This is a genomic window from Mesorhizobium sp. M1399, from assembly GCF_040317735.1.
GTDB lineage: Bacteria > Pseudomonadota > Alphaproteobacteria > Rhizobiales > Rhizobiaceae > Mesorhizobium.
Window position 1 is genome coordinate 473,845 of record NZ_JAMYKZ010000001.1, and the last position, 19,352, is coordinate 493,196.

A 19,352-nucleotide genomic window follows, 5' to 3' on the forward strand; every position below is an offset into this window, starting at 1 on the left:
CATGCGTGTTTTGCTGATCGGCTCCGGCGGACGAGAACATGCGTTGGCCTGGAAGATGGCGGCGTCGCCGCTGCTGACCAAACTCTACGCGGCGCCCGGCAATCCGGGCATCGGCGGCGAAGCCGAGTTGGTGAGGCTCGATGTTTCGGATCATGCAGCGGTGGTCCGGTTTTGCCGCGAGAAAGAAATAGACCTCGTCGTGGTCGGCCCGGAAGGGCCGCTGGTCGCCGGCATTGCCGACGACCTTCGCGCCGAGGGCATCCGCGTCTTCGGCCCGTCAAAGGCAGCGGCACGGCTGGAAGGCTCGAAGGGGTTCACCAAGGACCTCTGCGCCAAATACGGCATCCCGACCGCCGCCTATGGCCGCTTCGGCGATCTGGCTTCGGCCAAGGCCTATGTCGAGAGAATGGGTGCGCCGATCGTCATCAAGGCCGACGGCCTCGCTGCCGGCAAGGGCGTCACCGTCGCCATGACGCTTGACGAGGCGCTGGCCGCGCTCGACGCCTGTTTCGACGGCTCCTTCGGCCAGGCCGGCGCCGAAGTGGTGGTCGAGGAGTTTCTCAGCGGCGAAGAGGCAAGCTTCTTCTGCCTTTGCGACGGCATCACCGCGCTGCCCTTCGGCACCGCGCAGGATCATAAGCGCCTCAGTGACGGCGACACCGGCCCCAACACCGGCGGCATGGGCGCCTATTCGCCGGCGCCGGTGATGACGCCGGAGATGATCGACCGCACCATGCGCGAGATCGTCGAGCCGACCATGCGCGGCATGGCTGAAACAGGCGCGCCGTTTTCCGGCGTGCTGTTCGCCGGGCTGATGATATCAGACAGCGGGCCGAAGCTGATCGAATACAACACCCGTTTCGGCGACCCGGAATGCCAGGTGCTGATGATGCGGCTGAAGGACGATCTCCTGGTCCTACTCAACGCCGCCGCCGACGGCCAGCTGGCGCACACCTCGGTGCGCTGGCGCGACGAGGCGGCGCTCACCGTGGTGATGGCAGCCAGGGGTTATCCCGGCACGCCGGAAAAGGGCTCGGTCATTCGCGGCGTCGAGGCAGCGGCAGGCGACGGCGTCGAGATTTTTCACGCCGGCACCGCCATCAACGGCGGCGCACTCGTCGCCAATGGCGGTCGCGTGCTCAACGTCACGGCGACCGGCCGCACCGTCGGCGAGGCGCAGAAGAAGGCTTACGCCGCGCTCGACCGGATCGACTGGCCGCAAGGCTTTTGCCGCCGCGACATTGGCTGGCTGGCGGTGGCGCGCGAGCAGGCGAACTGACGCTTCAGGCGGCCCTCAGCCTCAGCGCAGGCCGCGGCCGAATACGGTCGAGACGCTGCTGACCGCATCGGCGGTGGGGGCAATTCCAGACACCGATGCCAGGCGCTCTTCGTTTCGCGTCCAGGCAACATATTCGGCAATCCCGCGCGGAAGGCTCGGCGCCGCCTTCGCCGCAGGCATTTGAAAGCCGCTGCTGAACCTGGCCAAGCGCGTCCTGAATACCGCGACCAGTTGCTCGAGGCTCGCGGGTGCTGCCACTGTGGCATAGGTCATGGCAGTGCCGGCGAGCCCCGCCTCGCGTGAGAGCGGCACCGGTATCGAGGCGAGATAATCCGGCTGCACGTCGATCAGGCCGCCGAACGGCCACTGTGCGCGCAATTCCGTCGCGTTCATCGGCGCGACGCTGACATCGATATCGTTGGGCGTGCCCGCAACCCTGTAGGGACAGCGGAACCGGCCGCAATTTGCTCGCGCCGAAAACTGCCAGAGCGCATAGCCCTGCCAGTTGCCCATCGGAAAATGCACATCGATGTCTGGCTTATAACGCGCGTACCACAGCGGCAACCGGGACAGGAGCGGGTATTTATACTTATTGTCGGCGATATGCCTGGCGGTCGTGCCGTTGGTGTAGAGCACCGGAAAGCGGCCAACCCGACGATGCACATGGCGCACGAATTCCTCGGCATCCTCGAGCGACATCCATTGGGTGGGATCATCGTCCTCGATGTCGAGGGCAAGCAGGTCATCCGGCCCGGGTTTCACGAAATTGATGAAATTATTGGCCTGTCCCACGGGGTTGCCAGGGCGGGCGAGATGATAGGCACCCCATTTCAGGCCCAGCGCCTTGGCCACCACCTTGCGCGTCTGGAACAGCTCCTGTGCCATCGCATGGCGCTTCCAAAGCGTCTTGCACAGACGCATCTCGGTCTCGTCGCCGAAACAGAAATAGGGTGGCGGCATTCCGTCGGATGCCTTGTTGATGAAGCCGACAAGACGCTTGTCGGCAGCTAGCCGGGTCCAGTCAATGGAATTGTATTCGTAGGCGTCGACGACCAGCGCCCGGTCCGCATCCTTCCACGGTTCGGAGAAATCCGAGGCCCTTGCCGGCGTCAGCGCCAGGGTTATCGCGGCCGCGACAAGGAGAAGCGCTGAGCGGACAAGGGGGTGCGCCGGCGTTTTCAAACAGCAGGTCCTTGCTGGCCAAAGCCAGATCCTGAACCGCCATGGTTAAGGAAATGCTTTCGATCGCGGCCCGCGGATGCCACGGCTCGGACAGCTTCTCCGTCGATGGTCTTGATGGTTGTCACTGGCGAGAGGGGATATGAAACGGATTGAGCGCCGGCACTTGCGACAGCGTTCCCTCGGCCTCGCGTTTGCGATGAGGGGTCAGCGAGCATGGTGGTGAGCACAATGTGCCGCGATCCGACCAATAGGCTGCGCCGTTCTCGACCTTACCTTCATGATAGCAAAAACCGGCCGCCCGCCAAAGCAGGCGCATTCGATGCAGCGATGGGCGTCAAGTCTGCGAGCACGAGGCAATCCTATTTCGGTATTCTGCTCTATCTTGGCGAATTTAGCCTGCGTCGTGGCAATTGCAAAATCCACGTGACAAAGTTTGACGTTTACGTAAAAAGAAGATGGACAGGGAACTCCGAAAGCAGATGATTTTGCGCCGGCACGGGTCTTAACTTGGCCTGCCGGACTGAGGAGAGCCAGGCTGAGGAGAAGCGAGCGCCATGTATCGGGCACCGGTCGAGGAAATCGCCTTCACCCTGAAGCATGTCGCCGGCTTGAAGGCGGCGCTCGATGCCGGCACCTTTGGCGAACTCGGCGAAGACCTCGTCGACGCCATTCTGGCCGAGGCCGGCCGTTTCGCCAGTGAGGAGGTGGCGCCGCTCTATGAGATCGGCGACCGGCAAGGCGCGGTGCTCAACGGCGCTGCCGTCACCACGCCAACCGGCTGGAAGGAACTTTATCGCCGCTGGATAGATGGCGGCTGGAACGCGCTGTCCGCGCCGGAAGCGTATGGCGGCCAGGCGCTGCCGGCCATGCTCGGCGCCGCCGCGCTCGAAATGTGGAACTCCGCCTCAATGGCGTTCGGCATCGCTCCGACGCTGACCATGGGTGCGGTCGAAGCACTCGACAAGCACGGCTCGCAAGCGCTCAAGGCCAAATATCTGGAAAAGCTGGTCTCTGGCGAATGGATGGGCACTATGAACCTGACCGAGCCGCAGGCCGGCTCGGACCTGAATGCCTTGCGAACCCGTGCCGAGCCGGCCGGCGACGGCACCTACCGCATCTTCGGGCAAAAGATCTTCATTACCTATGGCGAGCACGATTTCACCGACAACATCATCCATCTGGTGCTGGCGCGGCTGCCGGACGCGCCGGCCGGCACGCGTGGCCTTTCGCTGTTCCTGGTGCCGAAATTCCTGGTTGGCGACGATGGCGCGCTGGGCGGGCGCAATGACGTCTTCTGCTCCGCGCTGGAGCACAAATTGGGCATCCACGCTTCGCCGACCTGCACCATGATCTATGGCGATGGCTTCGAAGGCAGCACGCCCGGCGCGATTGGCTGGCTGGTCGGCGAGGAGAACAAAGGCCTCGCCTGCATGTTCACCATGATGAACAATGCGCGTCTTGCCGTCGGCATCCAGGGCGTCGCGGTCGCCGAGGCGGCGACGCAGAAGGCGCTGGCCTACGCCAATGATCGCCGGCAAGGCAAGGCGGCAAGCTATCGCGGTGCCGGCATGGCGCCGATCGTGCATCACCCCGACATCCAGCGCAGTCTTCTGACTATGAAGGCGCTGACCCAGATTGCCCGCGCCATCTGCTATTCCTGCGCCCACGCCATCGATCTCGCGTCCGCGAGCGAGGATGCAAAGCACTGGCAGGAACGCGCCAATCTTTTGACGCCGCTGGCTAAGGCGTTTTCCACCGATGTCGGCGTCGAGGTCGCCTCGCTTGGGCTTCAGGTGCATGGCGGCATGGGGTTCATCGAGGAGACGGGGGCTGCAGCGCTTTATCGCGACGCACGCATTGCGCCCATTTACGAAGGCACCAATGGCATCCAGGCAATCGATCTGGTGACGCGCAAACTGCCGCTCGGCGGCGGCCAGCATGTGCATGGCTACATCGCCGAGCTCAAGGCCGTCGCCGATGCGGTGCGAGCGTCGAACCTTGAAGGCTTCGGCCGCACCGCCGATCGGCTCGACCAGGCGCTCGACGACCTCTCCCAGGCAACCCGTTTCCTGCAAGACCTGCAGGCCGAAGGCCGTTCGGACGAGGCGCTGGCCGGCGCCACACCTTATCTCAGGCTGATCTCGCTTGCCGCTGGCAGCGCCTATCTGGCGCGCGGTGCGCTTGCCGACCAAAACCGCATCGCGCTTTGCCGGTTCTTCGCCGAGAACCTGCTGGGCGAGGTGGGCGCGCTGAAGGAGCGCGTCATCGGCGGCGCCGACAGCCTTGGCGTTGCCGGCAAAGCGCTGATTTCAGCCTGACGTTCGCAACGCCCGAAATTCACAAAGGACCAATCCGTGACAGACCACATCCTCGTCGAACGCCAGGGTGCCATCCAGATCATCCGCATGAACCGTCCGGACAAGAAGAACGCCCTGACCCGCGCCATGTACGCGACGATGTCGGCGGCTCTTGCCGGCGGCGACGCCGATCCGGCGATCCGCGTCCATGTCTTTCTCGGCGCGCCCGGCGCCTTCTCGTCCGGCAACGACCTTGCCGATTTCATGGTCGTCGCCTCGGGCGGCGAAAGCGGTACCGAAGTCTGGGATTTCCTGATGGCGCTGGCCAAAGCGGAGAAGCCCATGGTTTCCGGCGTCGACGGGATTGCGGTCGGCATCGGCACCACGCTCAACCTGCATTGCGACCTGACGTTCGCCACGCCGCGCACAATATTCCGGACGCCCTTCGTCGATCTCGGCCTTGTGCCGGAGGCCGGTTCGAGCCTGCTGGCACCGCAGATCCTCGGCCGGCAGGGCGCTTTCGCGCTGCTTGGCCTTGGCGAGGGCTTTTCGGCCGAGCGGGCGAAGGCCGCCGGGCTGATCTACGAGGTGGTCGAGGAAGACGCACTCGAAGCATCGGTATTGGCGGCGGCGGGCCAGATCGCGGCCAAGCCGCCGCAAGCGCTGAGGATCGCGCGAGACCTGATGCGCGGCTCGCGCGAAGACCTTGTCGAGCGCATCGGCCAGGAAAGCCAGCATTTCCGCGAGCGGCTCAAATCCGATGAAGCCCGCGCCGCCTTGACCGCCTTCTTGACCAGGAAAAAGGCCTAGACCTTCTGGCCTTGTCTCGCATCGTGGACCCGCCGGCAGCAATCGGCGGGTTTTCTCGCCATGCTCTCTTTGTCACATCGCCATTTTTTTACATTCGGCCTGGGCCTTTGCCGAAGACGTGTCGATCATGAATGTCTTGCCTTTGGCGTCGGTCATCAACATCATGCAATGCTTGATCGGTTTCGCCATTTTCATCATTTCGGCGCTCATCTTCGCGTCGGGCATCATGGTGCCCATATGCCCATCGGGCATGATCGCCATGACCTCGCCACCCTTCATCACCGTCATTGTCCCCATCGCGTCCTCCGCAAAGGCTTGCGAAGCGAAAAGGCCGGCAAGACCGGCTATCGTGACCAACCTGAGTGAATGCATTGCGTCCTCCTGAATTTGCGCCAGCGGCGCGTTGAGCCCTTCCCTGGTTCGTCCCCGCAAGCTGGAACGTTTCACGCACACGAGATCGTGAAGTGAGATCGGAAGCGCCAGGTCTCTGGAGCCCGGGAGTTCCGGGTGGTTCGGCGCAGGCGGTATGGCCTGACCTGGGTGCCGAGCGACTTACAAGGCCTAAGCCACCGCTGGGCGGCGTGCATGACGGTGAGGATTTCGACAGTCTCGCCGTCGACGCGATGAGGGATGATATACGGCTTCGACCAAGACGAGTTCCCGTGTCCCCTTGATGCGCCCGACACGCCCCATCGCGGTTGTTCGGCGAGATGTCCCGCCGCCGTTACGATGCGCGCAATGACTCTCGCGGCGGCCTCGGGATTGTCTTTCTCGCCATGCGCGCCGATTTCATCAAGCCGCCGCAGCGCCCGCTCGGTTTAGCGGATTGACTGTGGCTTATGCCTGGCGGGTCGACTTGACGTATTTCCCGACAACAGCCTCTACCTCGCCGGCACTGGCAAAATCGCCGCGCGAGCTTCAGCCAATCCTGCCTCTATTTCGGCGAGTTGCCATTCCTCACGGGCTACAAAATCCTCGATGGCCTGCGCAGCCACATAGGAGTCACTCCTGCGATTGAAACAGCGCGGCATCGTCCCCTACGGATAAAGCCTCACCTTGTCCCAGCCGCCCTCGGCGTTGCGCGAAAAGACGACACGGTCGTGCAGCCGGAACGGACGGTCGTGCCAGAACTCGATGGTCTGGGGCACGATGCGGAAGCCCGACCAGTGTTTTGGCCGCGGGATGTCGCCGATAGCGTGGCGCGCCGTATATTCGGCGACCGCCTTTTCCAGCGCGAAGCGGCTTTCCAGCGGCCGCGACTGTTTGGAGGCCCAGGCGCCGATGCGGCTGCCGCGCGGGCGGGTCGCGTAATAGGCATCGGCTTCGGCGTCGGTGACGATCTCCACCGGGCCGCGCGCCCGCACCTGCCGGCGCAGCGATTTCCAGTGGAAGCACATTGCCGCTTTCATGCTGCCCAGGATCTCACGGCCCTTGGCGCTCTCGAAGTTCGTGTAGAAGACGAAGCCGCCCTCATCGAAGCCCTTGAGCAGCACCATGCGCACATTCGGCATGCCCTCGGCATCGACCGTCGCCAGAGCCACGCTGTTGGGGTCGTTGATCTCGCTCTTCGTCGCATCGTCGAGCCACGCCGCAAAAAGCCGGAACGGCTCCGCCGCCTCGGTAAAGTCACCGCTTGTTAACCCGGTTTCGCTCATAGTTTTCCCAAATTTGTCGCCGGCTGGGGAGATTGCCGATTGTCGCGTATCGCGCAAGCTTTTGACAGTGGGCAATGGAACGTTATCGCTTCGGCCAGCGCCAAAGCCATGATCGTGATAATCGTCCTGCCGCTTGCCGCGTGTGGCGGCGGCGGCTTCAGCCTCGAGCAGGCGGAGGTCGACCGCTCGGTGCTGACCTCGAGCACGCCGGCCCCAGTCACGTCGCTCGATCAGGACCGCGCCTCCGACCAGGCCACGATCCGCAACGCCGTGTCCTCCGCCGACGTCGAGCAACTGGCCGGGCAGGCCGTTCCCTGGGCGAATGCCGACACCGGCTCGCGCGGCTCCATCACCGAACTGGCGGAATTCAGGGCTAACGGCGAGACATGCCGTCGCTTCACCGCGTCACGCGAAAGCTTCGACGGCGTCGTGCTGTTCAAGGGCGAAGTATGCCTGGCCGGCGGCAGCGCCTGGCGAATGCAGGACTTCAAGGCGCTCTGATTTTCCGCCAGCCATATGGTGGCAAGCCACTGGAATTTCTTCCTATGCGAGCGCATATAGGGGTAGCAAATCGTGGACTCACTCCTTCTCCAGGGCAGTAAGCATGCGCGACCCCTATGAGGTGCTGGGCGTTGCCAAGAACGCATCGGCCAAGGATATAAAATCGGCGTACCGGAAGCTCGCCAAGAAGTATCATCCAGACCAGAATCCGGATGATCCCAAGGCGAAGGACCGTTTTGCCGCCGCCAACCAGGCGTACGAGATTGTCGGCGACGAGAAGAACCGGGCGGCTTTCGATCGCGGCGAGATCGACGCCGACGGCAAACCGCGTTTCCAGGGTTTCGAAGGCGCGGCCGGCGGCGCCGATCCTTTCGCCGGTTTCCGCCGGCAGCAAGGGCCGGGCGGCGCGCATTTCGAATTCCGCACGGGCCGTCCCGGCGGCGATCCGTTCGACGGCAACAGCGACATCTTCAGCCAGATCTTCGGCGATGCTTTCACCCAGCAGCGCGGCGCCGGCGCGGGCGGCCGCCGTCAGGCCCCGACCGCCGCCGATCTCAACGTGACGCTGGACGTCACCATCGAGGAAGCCGCCACCGCGGAGAAGGTGACGGCGATGTTCCCCGACGGCCGCAAGATGGCGGTCAAGTTGCCGGCCTATGTCGAGGACGGCCAGACCATCCGCCTGAAAGGCCAGGGCGAGCAAGGGCCGGGGCAGCCGGGCGATGCACTGGTCAAGATCCGCTTTCGCCGGCACCCGCGCTACCGCGTCGAGGGCCGCGACCTGCATGTCGACCTGCCGGTGGAACTGGCCGATGCGGTGCATGGCGCCAAGGTGGCGGTCGAAACTCCGACCGGCAGGATTGCGGTCAATGTTCCCCCTTGGTCAAGCTCGGACAAGGTTCTGCGGCTGAAGGGCAGGGGCCTGCCGGAAAAAGCCGGCGGTCACGCTGATCTCTACGCGCATGTGCGGCTGATGCTGCCGGAAGGCGGCGACGCCGAGCTCGAGGCGCTGATGGGCAGGCGAAAGGGCTGACGGAAGCCGAACTGGGGCTAGCCGACCACAACTCGCGATCGGTCATGCGCGCACTCGCGCCTATCAGTCGCCAAGTCTTCCCCCGCGGTGCCCCATCATCATCCGGGAAGCATACATCGTGGGCGAGCGCTTGCCGGGCAGATTTGCATCGAGAACGATCTGTTCGACGAACCCCTGGTTCGTTTCGAATTCAATGCACTCATCAAGCTTGTCGACGATCCAAAGCATGTATCTATCCTCCACACTCCCATTTTGGTTATTTTTCTTGTCATAGCCGCAATCGTCGGGCGGGATTTTTTCAGGAAAGGCTGGGATTAACATGATTTTCGGTTTCGGTAGATCATAGCAATGTCCTTCATATGAATAACCAACAATAATCCCACAAGAAAGCAATTGTCCTTCCGCTAGTGCCTCTTTTATTGTTATCAATGTTGATAAAGCTATTTTACCAAACTTTCTCGTGTCGAGTGCAATTTGGTACGACAGTCCTATGGGCCACGGAAAGGCAGGTATGGTAATAAGTTTTTTAAATACTTCTTCGTCAGATAATATATTTTTCCCTGTACCTCTTAATTCCTCTATTGCTTTCTTAACCTCTGCATTAGTTTTCTCATCATCTTTTGGATCGTCCATAGATATATTTGAAGAAATGCTTGTGTTGTTTGTGCCGACGGCCTTTGAACTCCCCGGGAACACGAGACCACGACTCCCGGGGATGCCGTAGAGCCTTGCTTGGCTGGCGTTATACGCGCCATCGGGAAAAGTCAGTGTCGGTCGGTGAAAATCGTCGCTCATGTTGCTTCTCCTCCGTTGTAATCACCAGTTCATAAAATTTCCCGCCACCTGAAGTTCTCCTCGAAGCTTGCCGCTATCGCCGGGCGGATGTGGTCGGACACTTCGATGATGGCGGAGGCTGCGACTGCGAATGTGAGATGATCGGCATCGAGCCGCGCCCACGCGCGCGCTAGCGCAAGCGCGACATCGTCGCGCGCCTTGATTAGCTCGGTCTTGAAAAGGAATGGACTGGCCCGGAATGCATCGCCCGTGAAGTTGGAGATGTGCCGCATGTCGGCTTCGCCAACCTGCCTGATGTCGAAGCGAAGCAGGCGCTCGTCGGCCAGGCCCTGCCGCACCAGGCCGGCATGGTAGAGATCGACCAAGGTATCGAACACCGCTCCCGTGAAGGGGCGGGACCTGTCATGAATCTCTTCGGTCACTTCCGTCATCTTGCGCGAGTTACTGGCAAGGCGGATCTGGCGGTCGCCCGTCAGTTCGGCGATGCGGTTGAGCTCGTTGAGGACAAGCAGGTTTGCCTGGCTGTGCCGTAACAAACGATCCATCCCGCTGTCGAAATGCAGGAACGAAAGCAGCGAAATAAGATCGGCGTTGGCTTCGTGGAACGGCCCGAAGTCGCCGTCCTGCAGGCCTTTCTTAGGCACTCCGAAGAGAGAAAAGAGTATGGAGTGACCCACTTCATGCGCGATCACGTCGAAGTTTAGGGCATATGGATGGCCGTGCCCATCGGCTCCACGCTCGCGGCCAAGCTCCAGATAGCCATACCCCGATTGCGCATTCTCCCAGTCAACCCAGGGAATGATCTCAAGCCGCTCGTATGTTTCGGCGAAGTACCAGACAATCGGCTTGCCCAGATAGCTTTCCCAGATGTCCAGCACCCGGCTCGCAGCCGCGAACGCATGCGCTGCCAGGAACTGGCGCGACTGAAGAGAGAGGTGGTCGAAATGACCATCAAAGCCGGGTTCGGCTGGTGGGAAATACGCGCCAACGAAGGGCGGCAGGTAGGGATACTCGTACGGCTGCTTGTCCAGCACGGGATCACGCACGTATATGCGACGATCCTCCGGGCCCGGATGGATCAAACCAGGCGATGTTGAAATCCAGACTACCTCGGGTTTCTCGTACCCAGAAACGTAAGGCGCTTGTGGGTATAGCAGGAAGCGTGTTCCAGCCGACATCCCCGCCCGACCGGCGACATCGAGCGCGTTCAACTTCGCGGCCCCTCCCACTGCGCGGCCCCTCCCATGGTCTGCGACACTATCACGAAGCCTGCACTTCGTAAATTGCACCAAGTATCACCGGCAACTCTGTCGTCAGATTGCTAAGCCGGCGTCCTCCAAATCCTGGACAAACGCGACCGTCATTCTGAAATTCTTCAATTCCGCCGGCACCAATGCATTTTCGCGCATAAATTGCAGAGCTGACAGTGCGTCGCGTTTCTTTTGCTGAACGAAAGCTCCTGCGAGAATTTGCCGGCAGACTTCGAAATCATGATCACTGGCTTCCGGCAATGCCTCGCGGACCATTCGCGACAGCGTACGTTCCCGAAAATTGAGGTTCCGGGCCACATTCTCAAGCTTTCCTGACAAATCGGTGGAGATCAGGTTCCGCCTCCAAGCAGCGCGGATGGTCATTCGTAAATCAACCAAAGCGTGCGTTAGTGGCGAAAAATTCACCGCCTTCGGACCGTACAGCACTGCCACTGCGTCGTCAGGCAGGAAAGCAAAGCGGCGGTACCATCGATAGATAAGGCCAACGCCGTGCATGTATGGGTAAAGCTCGGCGGCTCGCAAGGCTCCCATGCTTCCGGCACCAATCACCGGGATGGCCTGGCTGATCGCCCACAGTATCTCCTTGTGCCTCACTGCCGGCTCAGCCTGGAAAGCGCCGTCTATGATGACAATTGCAGCGGGGTCATAACGCTGCACCGCAGCTATGATTGAGCCTTGCACCGCCGGCGCCAGGCAGATCACGTCGGCCACCTGCCGTGCCTCTGGATGCGATAGCGTGGGGCCGGTGAAAACGAGCCGAGGTCGCATCCGCTCACTCCACCAAAGGGTACAATTGGGGGATAACTATCCTGACGGCCGACAGTCGGTTCCAAGGGCTGGTGTTGAGGCGGACCAGATACACGGCGCTGATTCCGCTTTCCGCCAGTCTCGCGAGAAGGCTGCCACGCAAGGTCTGCCCGCCCGCCGCTCGATAGGCAGGCTGGCGGGCGAAGCACACGTCCTTGCAGCCGCGGGTGATCAGCTGGCGGTGCGCCTCGATAAGCTGCCAGTCGGGATATTTCGGATAAGACGCCCGGGTCATGTCATCGCGCGCACCCGAAATCGCCGCAAGCCGCGCCTGCGCCGCCTCATGGATCGCTTGGACGGCAGCTGCCGCCGGATCGAACGCAGCGGCCGAGCCATCGGCTGGCAGATGGAGCAATGCCGTCTCGCGAGGATTGCTCTCCATCAGATGGCACCAAATCACAGGCAGGCCAACAGGCGACGGCGCAAGCCAAAGGCCGACGATCATGTCCTTTCGTGCAAGTTCATCCAATAGAGCCAAGACCCCTGCGTCATGGATGGTCGCTGGATCGATTCGCTGGCGTTGCAGAAAACCATGCGTCTTGAGAGCGCGGGCGATCGCATCGCGTTCGACGCACTCCAATATGCCGTGTGTGATGGCGTCTGTTTCATCAAGTGCGGCCGCCAGTCCGGTTGTCGTTGGCGTGAAAATTCCGTCACAGGGGCTGGGCGGTACGAGATAGGCCGTGTGCACCAATTCCAGCGGAACGAAGTCGCGGCCGCCGCCCAGCAGGTTTTCCGCCTCTACCCAAGCGATTTCTCGGCCGCGCCAATCAGCACGTGCGGGCTCTCGCAGCCACATCTCAAATCGCCCGTAGGGTATCTGTAGTAATTTGGCCGAAGCGTAAGCTGCATCAAGATGTTCGATGCGCTCGGCGAAAAAGCTTTCAGCGGATTCCAAAATGGCCGATATCGCAGCGCGAGCTAGGTTGGCGCCCTTTCCCTGCGCGACCGCGTTTGAAAACGAGAACGGCCTCGTTGCCTGCACGACCGGGATGCCGACACGGTCCAGGCCGGTAATGTCCGCAATACGGGTGATGCCCAACGCTTGTCGCATCGACATCAGATAGGTCAGCGCTTCGTCTGCCGGAGGACCAAGGCGCTCATATTGTTCCACTATCGGCTGGCCCGCAGTTCCGGCTCAGGGTTCACGATCAGCGGTTCGCCGGGCTCAACCGACTTCCTTGCCGCTTCGACACGGTCGTTGTAGCGCCGAAGCAGTTCGGGCGAGAGATTTGACGCACTGAGCGTCTCGTAGGCCGCGATGAGGATGGGCACGGCATTTTGCTCGGCTGCAGTATTGAGGCTCTTCTCAAGGGCAGCTGCCACCCGGCCAGCTGCCGCCCTGTCAAGGACGAGAAGTTGTGCAATTCGCCGGTGTAGTTCCGCCAGCCAATATCGGCTGCCACCCGCCTCGGCCTGCGCCACCGCCGAATGAAGCAGGGCAAGCGCGTGACTGATCTCACCCGAGCGCGCGAGAAGTTCCGCTAGCATGCCGCAATAGACGGGCTCGTCCTCGGGTGTCTGCACTTGTCCATGCAGGCCGAGGGCCTCACGCATCTTGTCCTTGCCCCGCTCGAGTTGGCCAGCGTTGCCATCGCACCAGCCCTCGAAGATTTGTGCCGAGACGACTAGCGAAGGCAGGTGATGAAGCGCGGTCAGCTGTCGCAGATCCTCAATCACGTCACGTAACGAAGTGAAGTCGCGGCGGTAGCAACTCAGCATCGCGTCGTTGATACAGGCATGCGCAATGCTGCTGACATGGCCAGTCTGCTGTGCCCAGCGGCGGGCCTCCGACATGGAGTGGAGAGCGCTCGTTGCACGTCCCGAGAACCACAGCGACAGTGCACGATGCGCCAAGCCGCACACGCGCGCGTCGTGCCCCCCAAAACGCGTGGCATTCGCGTGCCCCTGGCCCACGTCATAGAGCGGCAGTCCAGCATCAATCGCGGTTATGCATCCACCATGGTCTCCGCGATTGAAATCGACTGCCCACAAGCAGTGCCTAGCCTGAAGCTGAATCTCGGGGTCGTTAACCTCCTGTAGATCACTGACGACGGCCTGCGCCCGCTCGCCGTCAACGACCGAACCCGTGAACCACCAACCCCAATAGATCGGGAACCACTTGGCGCGCTCCGCTATCGGCCGACGCCGTGCGATCTTTACGCCGTCGTCATAGAGCCTGCGGGCGTGCTCGGAATTTGGCCCTTCGACGGCGGTCAGTATCGGCCCGAGCGCCACCATCGCCGAGAGCCGCAGCGCATCCCGTTTGTCATGATCAGAAACCTGCTCGCAAAGCGCAATGGCATGCTCGAGCAACTGCCTTGCCTCAGCCATGGCCGAGCGGGACGAGCTTTCCATGCCGGCATTGACGAACTCGCCGATCGCTTCGTCAAGCAGGCCGCCTCGCTCAGCATGATCTGCAAGAGCTGCCGTTGTTAGCCAGCCAACGAGGCTGCGGTTGTCACTAGCCACCGCGTAAAGACGCTGATGCAGGATCTGCCGCCGTTTCCGCAGTGTTCCATTATAGATCGTCTCTTGGATAAGCACATGCCGAAACGCGTACACTGTTGCTGCTGCGTGCCTGGCGCGTACGAAGCCTGCCTCGGCCAGGGCATCGAGCGCCGCAGAGATTGTGCCCGGGTCAAATTCCGGCAAGAGCGCCGATAGCAAGTCCAGGCTGAATCTGTTGCCAGCGACGGCGGCCGCACGCGCCACCTCGCGGGCGCGGCCGAGAGGCTCAAGCCGGGCATCCAACACTGTTTCCAACACCGCCGCGCGGCCGAGCGAAACGCCCTGTGGCAGCTGCTCCGTACCGCTAGCGGCATTCTCCGCCATCCATTGGCAAACTTCCTCGATGAACAGGGGTACACCGCCGGTGACGCGCTCGACCAACTCTATCAGCTCAGGCGCAGGCGCTCGCTTGCCTTGAGGCCACATGGTCGCGATTGCCCGCAAGGTGTCGGCATGCTCAAGGGGAGCGAGCAAGACATGCTTGCTTTTATCGTCCAGCCAGTCGCCACATCCCGGCCTCGCCGTTGCGATCAAGAGCACGGGGAAACTAGGAACCAGCTTTGCAAGTTCACCCAGCAGTTGCTTCGACGTAAGGTCGATCCAGTGAATATCTTCAACGATCAAGACCACTGGGCCACTGGCGCACGTTGCTTGTAACGCATGGCGCGCAGCCCAATCGGCCTTCTCCCGGACCACTTCCGGATCCATCTCATGGAAACCGGACCTCGCGCCTTCCACGCCGAGCAGAAAAGAAAAGATGTCGACGACTTCGGCGTCGTGAACGTCATTTGCGGCGAACACCTCGGCCACAAGCGCAGGGGTGAGTGCACGCTCGCCGTCGTCGAAATTGCCCAGCATCGCCTGCCGCAGTGGATACAGCGTCGAACGCGAGTCGCCTGGCATACATTGGAAGAGGAGCAACCTGTTGCGTTGGAAGCGCGTTCGCCGGCGCACCTCGTGTAGGATGCGCGACTTGCCAATGCCGGCTTCGCCCTCGATCACGATGACTTGGCCACGTCCCGAAACGGCTTCATTCCAACATTCATGTATCAGCTCGGCCTCATCCGCACGGTCGATCAAGGGGCTGGTGAGGCGTCCGAACGCGAAGAAACGGTCTACCCCCCGCTTGTGGCTCAGCGCCTGCCAGACCTGCTCGGGTTGCGCGAACCCTTTGATGACGTGAGAACCGCAGAAGCTAAATACGTGTGAGCGCCGTGTCAGATTGCGCGTCTCGTTGCACACGACGACGGTATCTGGCCGGGCGATTGCCTGCAGCCTGGTTGCCAGCGCAAATGCAGGGCCGGTTACCGTGTCCTGCGCTGCAGCGGTATCCCCCTTCAGGATTAGCGTCATCGAGGTCGCCACACCGACCCTCACATGTAGGTCGCTCCTCCCTTTCTCCGCGGCAAGGAGCTTGCATGCCCTGACGATCTCAAGTCCGGCGCTGATCGTCAGCGACGCCGCATCCTTCGCACCCAGATCGACTGGGAACACAGCGACGCCGCCGTCGCCGACCTCGACCCTCACGGTTCCGGAGCACGACACGATCGCTTTCCTGGCGGCCATTTGAAACGCCAAGATAAGTTCCTCAAAATCTTCGATGCCGAGCAGGCTGAGCAACTCGGTGGAGCCTACGAGATCGTAGCAAAGGGCGGTTAGTACGCGCCGCTCGTGACGGGCCTCGATGCCGTCGTCCATCAACTCCCTGCCGATCGGAAGGCGCGAGCCAGTCCCCGCCTTCGGAACATCAACTCGGCTCTTATGCGACATGTCACCCTCGCTGACAGGGCATACTATCAAAAGTATGACAGAGCACAAATTACAGAGCGGCGATCGCCGGAACCTCAGGACCTCTCGCTGTGGGTTGGCGGGACTCAACGGCTTTGTCCCCCGAACTGTCCGCTTTGAACGCTTGAAGGGGCACTGTGGCTGTGCGATAGGCACTCCACAAAGTAGAGAACCTTGCGGAGAGCGCTGACATGGCGGGTGGACGGGGCCTTATGGCCGGCAAGCGCGGCCTTATCCTTGGCATCGCCAACAATCGCTCGATCGCTTACGGCATCGCCAAGGCCTGTGTCGACCATGGCGCCGAGATCGCGCTGACCTATCAGGGCGAGGCGTTCAAGAAACGCGTCGAGCCGCTTGCCGCGGAACTGGGCGCGCATGTCGCCGGCCATTGCGACGTGACCGACCCGGCCAGCCTTGATGCGGTGTTCGCCGATATCGCCAGCCATTGGGGCAAGCTCGATTTCCTCGTCCACGCCATCGCCTTTTCCGACAAGGACGAGCTGACCGGCCGCTATGTCGAGACGACGCGCGACAATTTCCTGCGCACCATGGATATTTCGGTCTATTCCTTCACCACCATCGCCAAACGTGCCGAGGCGCTGATGACCGACGGCGGCTCGCTGCTGACGCTGACCTATTACGGCGCGGAAAAGGTGATGCCGCACTACAACGTCATGGGTGTCGCCAAGGCGGCACTCGAAGCCAGCGTGCGCTATCTGGCCGTCGATCTCGGCGCCAAGAAGATCCGTGTCAACGCGATCTCCGCCGGCCCGATCAAGACGCTTGCCGCATCCGGCATCGGCGATTTCCGCTACATCCTGAAGTGGAACGAATACAATTCCCCGTTGAAGCAGACGGTGACGCAGGAGGAGGTTGGCGATTCCGGCGTCTATTTCCTGTCCGACCTTTCGCGCGGTGTCACCGGCGAGATCCATCATGTCGATTCCGGCTATCATGTCGTCGGCATGAAGGCGGTCGACGCGCCGGATATTTCTACCGTCAAGGACTGACGCCGCCGCCTGACCTCTTCCGGAAGACCTGATGTACCCGCTCGTCTATATCGTGCGCCACGGCCAGACGGCGTGGAACGCCGAGGCCCGGCTGCAGGGGCAGGCCGATACCGACCTCAACGAGCTTGGCCGCGAGCAGGCTAGCCGCAACGGGCGTAGGCTGGCCGAACTCATCGACAAGCCCGAAGATTTCGACTTTGTCGCCAGCCCGATGCGGCGCACGCGCGAGACGATGGAGCGCCTGCGCGCGGCGATGAAGCTCGATCCGCACGCCTATCGTACCGAGCCGCTACTCGTAGAATTGAGCTTTGGCGACTGGCAGGGTTTCACCTTTGCCGAACTCGAGGCGAACGATCCCGGTTCGACCAGGCACCGCCGCCTCGATAAATGGAATTTCCAGCCGCCCGGCGAAGGCGCCGAAAGCTATCAGATGCTGCTCGAACGGGTGAAGCCGTGGTTCGACGCTCTCGATCGCCAGACGGTCTGCGTGACCCATGGTGGCGTCATGCGCGCGCTGTTCCGCCTGGTGCTGGGGATGTCTGAACAAGAGGCGGTCAGCATGGAAGTGCCGCAGGACCGCCTGCTCAGGCTGGACGGCCGGCGCCTGGAGTGGCTTTGAGACCGATGAGGTAGCGTATGTTGAGACCAGGTCGGGCCGGCACCGACGCGCCCTACTCGGTCGATCCGGTGTCCGGCAGTTCCATGTCGGTGACGACGTTCTCGCCATTCGTCACGTCATACGCGAGGACGATGTCCATGCCCGGTTTCAGCGCATCGAGATCGGTTTCGGCGTTCAGCTTGTAGGACTTGCCGTCGTCCAGCGTCAGCGTCAGCGCGTCCTTGTCGACCTTCTTGATCAGGCCTTCGGTCTGGCCGGCGAAGGCGGCGGTGGAAATCAACAGCGTGGCGGCAACAGCGCCAATCAGGATACGCATCATCGTCCTCTTTAATCATTGCCGGTACAGCGGCTCGGTCCAACGGAACGGAACTGAGCAGAAACCAATCGAATGTGTCAAAACTAAATCCGCCGGATCACAGTTTGACCACTGTGGAAAACGCCAATAGAAGGCAAGCTGCAGCGCCGCGTCCTCCTGGGCGCGCAACGAACGCTGTAGCACTTTTGATTTTTTTTGCGCATGATCCTTTCCGAAAATCGCGCCGATTTTCGAGGTCATGCGCTAGGCCGGCTCCGACGCCGGCAGGGCTGGTTCCATGTCGCACAACACGTTCGGCCATCTCTTCCGCGTCACCACCTGGGGCGAAAGCCACGGGCCGGCGCTGGGCTGCGTCGTCGATGGCTGTCCGCCCGGCATCCGCTTCACTCGCGACGAGATCCAGGCCGAACTCGACAAGCGTCGCCCCGGCCAGTCACGTTTTGTGACCCAGCGTCGCGAACCTGACGAGGTCAAGGTCCTGTCCGGCTTTATTGTCGATGAGGACGGGGAGACGATGATCACCACCGGCACGCCGGTGTCGATGCTGATCGAGAATGTCGACCAGCGCTCCAAGGACTATGGCGACATCGCCCGCCAGTTCCGGCCGGGCCATGCCGACTACACTTACGAGGTCAAATACGGCCTGCGCGATTACCGCGGCGGCGGTCGCTCCTCGGCGCGTGAGACTGCGGCGCGAGTGGCGGCCGGGGCGCTTGCCCGCAAAATCGTGCCAGGCATGGTGGTGCGCGGCGCGCTGGTGTCGATGGGCGAAAGATCGATCGATCGCGCCAACTGGAACTGGAATTTCGTCGGTGACGCCGAAAACCCGTTCTTCACTCCCGATCCGGCGTCGGTCGCCGTCTTCACCAAATATCTGGACGGTATCCGCAAGGCGGGCTCCTCGGTCGGTGCGGTCATCGAGATCGTCGCCGACGGCGTGCCGGCGGGGCTTGGCGCGCCGATCTATGCCAAGCTCGACCAGGACATCGCCTCCGGCCTGATGTCTATCAACGCCGTCAAGGGCGTCGAGATCGGCAACGGTTTCGAGGCCGCCCGCATCACCGGCGAGGAGAATGCCGACGAGATGCGCATGGGCAATGACGGCAAACCGGTCTTCCTGTCCAACAATGCCGGCGGCATCCTCGGTGGCATCTCGACCGGCCAGGCGATCGTCGCGCGTTTCGCCGTCAAGCCGACCTCGTCGATCCTGACGCCGCGAAAGTCGATCGACAAGGACGGCAACGACGTCGAGATCATGACCAAGGGCCGGCACGATCCATGCGTCGGCATCCGCGCCGTGCCGATCGGCGAGGCGATGGTTGCCTGCGCCATTGCCGATCATTATCTGCGGCATCGGGGACAGACAGGGAGGGGAGTAGGGAGTAGGGAGTAGGGAGTAGGGGAGTAGGGGAGTAGGTTATGCAGCTCCCGCGACAGCAATTTTTTCCTTTTCCCTACTCCCGTACTGCCCTACTCCC

Annotated in this window: 19 protein-coding genes and 1 pseudogene; 8 read left to right on the forward strand and 12 right to left on the reverse strand. The window is 61.9% G+C overall.

Annotated elements, in window-relative coordinates:
- Position 1 precedes the first annotated feature (1 nt).
- Complete coding sequence (gene purD, locus NKH05_RS02325) at positions 2-1,279, forward strand: phosphoribosylamine--glycine ligase (RefSeq protein ID WP_352547529.1); 1,278 nt, start codon at positions 2-4, stop codon at positions 1,277-1,279.
- Positions 1,280-1,300: 21 nt separating this feature from the next.
- On the opposite strand, the gene NKH05_RS02330 is transcribed toward purD, so the two are convergent.
- The gene (locus NKH05_RS02330; RefSeq protein ID WP_502898258.1) at positions 1,301-2,461 is read right to left on the reverse strand and encodes a glycoside hydrolase family 25 protein; all 1,161 of its coding nucleotides are present in this window, start codon (positions 2,459-2,461) and stop codon (positions 1,301-1,303) included.
- Positions 2,462-3,015: 554 nt separating this feature from the next.
- Here NKH05_RS02330 and NKH05_RS02340 point away from each other — a divergent pair.
- Positions 3,016-4,779, forward strand: coding sequence for an acyl-CoA dehydrogenase family protein (locus NKH05_RS02340; protein WP_352895013.1), 1,764 nt, complete (start codon positions 3,016-3,018; stop codon positions 4,777-4,779).
- A gap of 36 nt (positions 4,780-4,815) precedes the next feature.
- Entirely contained in the window at positions 4,816-5,568 is a 753-nt protein-coding gene (locus NKH05_RS02345; protein WP_352788402.1) for a crotonase/enoyl-CoA hydratase family protein, read from the forward strand.
- A gap of 72 nt (positions 5,569-5,640) precedes the next feature.
- Here NKH05_RS02345 and NKH05_RS02350 read toward each other — a convergent pair whose 3' ends face one another.
- From NKH05_RS02350 to pdxH, 4 genes and pseudogenes are all read right to left on the reverse strand, one after another.
- Complete coding sequence (locus NKH05_RS02350) at positions 5,641-5,940, reverse strand: hypothetical protein (RefSeq protein ID WP_023716881.1); 300 nt, start codon at positions 5,938-5,940, stop codon at positions 5,641-5,643.
- 71 nt (positions 5,941-6,011) lie between these two features.
- Positions 6,012-6,374, reverse strand: coding sequence for a type II toxin-antitoxin system RelE/ParE family toxin (locus NKH05_RS02355; protein WP_352547692.1), 363 nt, complete (start codon positions 6,372-6,374; stop codon positions 6,012-6,014).
- Positions 6,375-6,405: 31 nt separating this feature from the next.
- Positions 6,406-6,578 (reverse strand): annotated as a pseudogene (locus NKH05_RS33070) (CopG family ribbon-helix-helix protein); the annotation flags it as partial.
- Between the two features lie 27 nt (positions 6,579-6,605).
- Positions 6,606-7,223 (reverse strand): pyridoxamine 5'-phosphate oxidase, encoded by a 618-nt coding sequence (pdxH, locus tag NKH05_RS02360; RefSeq protein WP_292663882.1) that lies wholly within the window; start codon positions 7,221-7,223, stop codon positions 6,606-6,608.
- A gap of 39 nt (positions 7,224-7,262) precedes the next feature.
- Between pdxH and NKH05_RS02365 the strand changes: the two genes are divergently transcribed.
- Both NKH05_RS02365 and NKH05_RS02370 read left to right on the forward strand, forming a co-directional pair.
- Positions 7,263-7,724: an RT0821/Lpp0805 family surface protein gene (locus NKH05_RS02365; protein WP_352588994.1), complete on the forward strand. Its 462-nt coding sequence runs from the start codon at positions 7,263-7,265 to the stop codon at positions 7,722-7,724.
- 103 nt (positions 7,725-7,827) lie between these two features.
- Positions 7,828-8,757, forward strand: coding sequence for a DnaJ C-terminal domain-containing protein (locus NKH05_RS02370; RefSeq protein WP_352788398.1), 930 nt, complete (start codon positions 7,828-7,830; stop codon positions 8,755-8,757).
- 63 nt (positions 8,758-8,820) lie between these two features.
- Here the strand turns inward: NKH05_RS02370 and NKH05_RS02375 are convergent, their stop codons facing one another.
- The 5 genes from NKH05_RS02375 to NKH05_RS02395 form a co-directional block, all read right to left on the reverse strand.
- Complete coding sequence (locus tag NKH05_RS02375) at positions 8,821-9,552, reverse strand: hypothetical protein (RefSeq protein WP_352788396.1); 732 nt, start codon at positions 9,550-9,552, stop codon at positions 8,821-8,823.
- Between the two features lie 29 nt (positions 9,553-9,581).
- Complete coding sequence (locus NKH05_RS02380) at positions 9,582-10,730, reverse strand: gluzincin family metallopeptidase (RefSeq protein WP_502899494.1); 1,149 nt, start codon at positions 10,728-10,730, stop codon at positions 9,582-9,584.
- Positions 10,731-10,865: 135 nt separating this feature from the next.
- Positions 10,866-11,534: a TfuA-like protein gene (locus NKH05_RS02385; protein ID WP_352788392.1), complete on the reverse strand. Its 669-nt coding sequence runs from the start codon at positions 11,532-11,534 to the stop codon at positions 10,866-10,868.
- 61 nt (positions 11,535-11,595) lie between these two features.
- Positions 11,596-12,744, reverse strand: coding sequence for a YcaO-like family protein (locus NKH05_RS02390; protein ID WP_352788389.1), 1,149 nt, complete (start codon positions 12,742-12,744; stop codon positions 11,596-11,598).
- On the reverse strand, positions 12,744-15,839 hold the full coding sequence (locus NKH05_RS02395) for an ATP-binding protein (protein WP_352715670.1): 3,096 nt from the start codon (positions 15,837-15,839) through the stop codon (positions 12,744-12,746). Before NKH05_RS02395 ends, NKH05_RS02390 begins: the two co-directional genes overlap by 1 nt.
- A 281-nt stretch (positions 15,840-16,120) precedes the next feature.
- Between NKH05_RS02395 and fabI the strand changes: the two genes are divergently transcribed.
- Positions 16,121-16,939, forward strand: a complete 819-nt coding sequence (fabI, locus tag NKH05_RS02400; RefSeq protein WP_031211054.1) for an enoyl-ACP reductase FabI — start codon at positions 16,121-16,123, stop codon at positions 16,937-16,939.
- A gap of 31 nt (positions 16,940-16,970) precedes the next feature.
- Positions 16,971-17,558, forward strand: a complete 588-nt coding sequence (locus NKH05_RS02405) for a histidine phosphatase family protein (RefSeq protein WP_352788386.1) — start codon at positions 16,971-16,973, stop codon at positions 17,556-17,558.
- A gap of 52 nt (positions 17,559-17,610) precedes the next feature.
- Here the strand turns inward: NKH05_RS02405 and NKH05_RS02410 are convergent, their stop codons facing one another.
- Both NKH05_RS02410 and NKH05_RS02415 read right to left on the reverse strand, forming a co-directional pair.
- The gene (locus NKH05_RS02410; protein ID WP_023716902.1) at positions 17,611-17,874 is read right to left on the reverse strand and encodes a DUF1344 domain-containing protein; all 264 of its coding nucleotides are present in this window, start codon (positions 17,872-17,874) and stop codon (positions 17,611-17,613) included.
- 15 nt (positions 17,875-17,889) lie between these two features.
- Positions 17,890-18,114, reverse strand: a complete 225-nt coding sequence (locus NKH05_RS02415; RefSeq protein WP_352494383.1) for a hypothetical protein — start codon at positions 18,112-18,114, stop codon at positions 17,890-17,892.
- Between the two features lie 37 nt (positions 18,115-18,151).
- Here NKH05_RS02415 and aroC point away from each other — a divergent pair, with 37 nt between their 5' ends.
- Positions 18,152-19,267 (forward strand): chorismate synthase, encoded by a 1,116-nt coding sequence (gene aroC, locus NKH05_RS02420; protein ID WP_352589006.1) that lies wholly within the window; start codon positions 18,152-18,154, stop codon positions 19,265-19,267.
- The last annotated feature ends 85 nt before the right edge of the window (positions 19,268-19,352 follow it).